This window comes from Melaminivora alkalimesophila, from assembly GCF_000282995.1.
Taxonomy (GTDB): Bacteria; Pseudomonadota; Gammaproteobacteria; order Burkholderiales; family Burkholderiaceae_C; genus Melaminivora; species Melaminivora alkalimesophila.
On the sequence record NZ_ALEE01000824.1, the window covers coordinates 1 to 3867 of the forward strand.

Annotated in this window: 6 protein-coding genes; 3 read left to right on the forward strand and 3 right to left on the reverse strand. The window is 65.5% G+C overall.

All coding sequences use genetic code 11. The annotated features are described in order from the left end of the window. The coding region (locus A612_RS15875; protein WP_040437228.1) for a DUF3422 family protein at nucleotides 1–232 on the forward strand (232 nt) is incomplete at its 5' end. 56 nt (nucleotides 233–288) lie between these two features. Next, entirely contained in the window at nucleotides 289–1338 is a 1050-nt protein-coding gene (locus tag A612_RS15880; RefSeq protein WP_019375413.1) for an adenosine deaminase, read from the forward strand. Nucleotides 1339–1360: 22 nt separating this feature from the next. Here A612_RS15880 and flhC read toward each other — a convergent pair whose 3' ends face one another. The 3 genes from flhC to bfr all read right to left on the reverse strand — a co-directional run bounded on the left by flhC (nucleotide 1361) and on the right by bfr (nucleotide 3008). Next, nucleotides 1361–1903, reverse strand: a complete 543-nt coding sequence (gene flhC / locus A612_RS15885) for a flagellar transcriptional regulator FlhC (RefSeq protein WP_019375414.1) — start codon at nucleotides 1901–1903, stop codon at nucleotides 1361–1363. Between the two features lie 49 nt (nucleotides 1904–1952). Beyond that, a complete protein-coding gene (gene flhD / locus A612_RS15890; RefSeq protein WP_019375415.1) occupies nucleotides 1953–2282 on the reverse strand; it encodes a flagellar transcriptional regulator FlhD in 330 nt (109 codons plus the stop codon). 249 nt (nucleotides 2283–2531) lie between these two features. Further along, complete coding sequence (gene bfr / locus A612_RS15895; RefSeq protein WP_019375416.1) at nucleotides 2532–3008, reverse strand: bacterioferritin; 477 nt, start codon at nucleotides 3006–3008, stop codon at nucleotides 2532–2534. A gap of 245 nt (nucleotides 3009–3253) precedes the next feature. Here bfr and ahpC point away from each other — a divergent pair, with 245 nt between their 5' ends. Beyond that, nucleotides 3254–3817 (forward strand): alkyl hydroperoxide reductase subunit C, encoded by a 564-nt coding sequence (gene ahpC / locus A612_RS15900; protein ID WP_019375417.1) that lies wholly within the window; start codon nucleotides 3254–3256, stop codon nucleotides 3815–3817. Nucleotides 3818–3867: the final 50 nt, after the last annotated feature.

A 3867-nucleotide genomic window follows, 5' to 3' on the forward strand; every position in this document is an offset into this window, starting at 1 on the left:
GGGGCTGCAGCTCAAGCTGCAGTCCACCGTCGAGGGCTTGTCCGTGGCGGCCATCACCTACTACATCGCGGGCCTGGTGGGGCACCTCGCCCGCGGCGCGCAGGGCCTGGGTTGGCCGCTGGCGCCCGAGACCACGGTGGCGCTCGCCATCCCGGTGGTCGCCGCCGGCGTGTGGGGATCGCTGCGGCGCCTGCACCACCGGATCTTCCCGCGCGAGCCGGTCCGCGGCTGAGGCCGCGAGCGGGGCGGCCGGGCGACAATGCCGCCCAGGAGACAAGGAAGAACGCCATGACCGCACTGCCACCGATCGCCGCCGAGCGCCTGCCCGCGCTGCTCGCCGCCATGCCCAAGGCCGAGCTGCACATCCACATCGAAGGCTCGCTCGAGCCCGAGATGATCTTCCAGCTCGCCAATCGCAACGGCGTGGAGCTGGCCTACGAGAGCGTCGAGGCGCTGCGCCGTGCCTACGCCTTCACCGACCTGCAGAGCTTCCTGGACATCTACTACGCGGGCGCCAGCGTGCTGCTGCACGAGCAGGATTTCTACGACATGGCCTGGGCCTACCTGGAGCGCGCGGCGCGCGACCACGTGGTCCACGCGGAGATTTTCTTCGACCCGCAGACCCACACCGCGCGCGGCGTCGGCATGGAGGCGGTGATTCGCGGCCTGCACCGCGCATCGCAGGACGCCCGCGAGCGGCTGGGCATCTCGTCCGCGCTGATCCTGTGCTTCCTGCGCCACCTGAGCGAGGAAGAGGCCTTCGCCACGTTGGAGGAGGCCATGCCCTTCCGTGGCCAGTTCATCGGCGTGGGCCTGGACAGCAGCGAGCTTGGCCACCCGCCCGAGAAGTTCGCGCGCGTGTTCGCCCGCTGCCGCGAGCTGGGCCTGCGCCTGGTGGCGCACGCGGGCGAGGAGGGGCCGCCGGCCTACATCTGGAGCGCGCTCGACGTGCTGAAGGTGGAGCGCATCGACCACGGCGTGCAGGCGGTGCACGATGCAGCGCTGATGCGCCGGCTGGCCGAGGATCGGATCGCGCTCACCGTGTGCCCGCTGTCCAACCTGAAGCTGCGCGTCTTTCCCGAGTTGGCGCAGCACAACCTGAAGGCGCTGCTCGACGCTGGGTTGGTCGCCACCGTCAATTCGGACGACCCGGCCTATTTCGGCGGCTACATGAACGACAACCTCGTGCAGACCTTCGCCGCCCTGCCGCAGCTCGACGCGCGGGATGCTTGGCAGCTCGCGCACAACAGCTTCGAGGCCAGCTTCGTCGCGCCGGATGTGCGCCGCGCTTGGCAGGAACGGCTCCTGGGGAGTTTCGAGGAAGCCGCCCGCCCCTGAGGAGGAGGGCGGCGCGCGTCCCTCAGTGCAGCGTCAGCGCCCCCGCGCTCTTGCTTTTGCCGGCGCGCGCCGGCGGGTTGCACAGGCCGCACACGTAGTGGCGGCTTTCGTAGGGCTCCGTCACGAACAGTCCGCCACAGTCCGAGCAGGCGGTGCGCGCCAGCATCTCCGCCTCGAAGAACTTCACCAGGCGCCAGGCGCGCGTGAAGGACAGTAGCGGCTCCAGCTCCAGCGCCGCCACCTGCTCGCTGTAGAGCCGGTAGGCCCGGGTCAGCAGCTCGGCCGAGTCCAGCGAGGCGCCCTTGGACAGGTACTGGTGGATGTTCAGGAACAGCGAGCTGTGGATGTTCTCCTGCCAGGTCAGGAACCAGTCGGTGGAGAACGGCAGCTGGCCCTTGGAGGGCGAGCGCCCCGCCACTTCCTTGTACAGCCGGATCAGGCGCTCGTACGACAGCGAGGTTTCCGACTCCAGCACCTGCATGCGGGCGCCCATCTCGATCAGCATGGCGGCGCGCTCGATCTGCTTGGACTCGTTCAGGACACTCTTGGGGGCGGGTGCGGACATGGTGGGCTCTCCTGTGGACGGCGGTGGGCGGGTGGGTGGGCGCAGGTGCTCAGAGCACTTCGGACAGGCGGCCCGCCATCAGGATGTTGGCGTGCATGGTGTTCACGGTCTCGTTGGTGGCCTTGCGCGGCGTGTTGTGGCTGGTCAGCAGGCTCCACACCAGCTCGTCGTCCACGCGGAAGCTGCAAAGAAGGGTGTTGCGCGAGGCCAGTTTGAGCACTTGGGCTGCCGACAGCGATGCCAGAATGTCGGCGGCGTCCTCGTTGATACCCAGGCGGAACACCGCTTCGGCCTTGTCCTGACGGATCAGGGTCTGGGCCAGCATCAGGTAGGTGAGGTTGGCTTCGCGGATCTCGGCGAGAAGTTGGTCGGTGGTCATGGCAGGGCTCCTGTTCAGCTGCGGATCGGCGCGTTGCATGCGGTTGCAGGTGTTGCATCGATTCGTTGAAATGGATTGTGAAACCCCGTCAAAAGGAAATTAAGTCGGGGCCTGGAGCTGCGCAGCGTCTGGTTCCGGCGCCCGTCTTGTAAGAATTTGTCTTACATCCAGGTCATCCTGGCGTGCCATCCAGGCACAAAAAAACGGGCGACTCGCCCGTTTTCGCTGTAAGGGGGTGCCGGCCTTGGGTCAGCTCGCGTCGCCCATTTGCGACTGCAGGTAGTTCTGCAGCCCCACCTTCTCGATCAGGCCGAGCTGCGTCTCCAGGTAGTCGATGTGCTCCTCGGTGTCCTTGAGGATGTGCTCCAGCAGCTCGCGCGAGACGTAGTCGCGCACGGATTCGCAGTAGGCGATACCTTCCTTGACCGTGGCCTGCGCGCCGCGTTCGGAGCGCAGGTCGCTCTCCAGGATCTCCTGCACGTCCTCGCCCACCTGAAGCTTGCCGAGGTCCTGCAGGTTGGGCAGCCCGTCGAGCATGAAGATGCGGTCCATCAGCAGGTCGGCATGTTTCATTTCGCCGATGGATTCGTCGTACTCCCGCTTGGCCAGCTTGTCGAAGCCCCAATGCTTGAGCATCCGGTAGTGGAGGAAATACTGGTTGATCGCCGTCAGCTCGTTCTTCAGCTGCGCTTGCAGATGGGCGATGACCTGGGGGTCGCCATTCATGGTTCATCTCCTTTCAGGGTAGGGAATCATTGTCACGATAGCATTGGCGCCCGGCAAGCCGCAGGAAAAGTGTGGCCAACCCGGCAGGCGCTGACCCGGCAGGCGCCCTGCAAGCGAAGCGCTGCGGGGCTTTCAATAGACAAAGACTATCAACTTGATTCCTTTAATTGATTGGATTTATTGCACCGGGTGGCCTAGACTTCAGTCTCATCCAAGTTGTTCAACCAACCCGAGAGGAAACACACATGTCCGTGCTCAACACCACCATCAAGCCCTTCAAAGCCCAAGCCTACAAGGACGGCAAGTTCATCGAAGTGACGGAAAAGGACGTCCTGGGCAAGTGGGCCGTGTTCTTCTTCTACCCGGCCGACTTCACCTTCGTGTGCCCCACCGAGCTGGGCGACGTGGCCGACCACTACGAAGAGCTGCAGAAGATGGGCGTCGAGGTGTATTCCGTCTCCACCGACACGCACTTCGTGCACAAGGCCTGGCACGACGCCTCGGACACCATCCGCAAGATCAAGTACACCATGCTGGGTGACCCCAGCTGGCAGATCAGCCAGAACTTCGACTGCCTGCGCGAGGGCCAGGGCCTGGCCGACCGTGCCACCTTCATCGTCGACCCCGATGGCGTGATCCAGGCCATGGAAATCACCGCCGAGGGCATCGGCCGCAACGCCGCCGACCTGGTGCGCAAGGTCAAGGCCGCCCAGTACGTGCGCAACCACCCCGGCGAGGTCTGCCCCGCCAAGTGGGAAGAGGGCGCCAAGACGCTGGCTCCGTCGCTCGACCTGGTCGGCAAGATCTAAGCCACGGCAACCATCTGACCGTGCCGGCCGCCGAACGGCCGGCTCGAGCC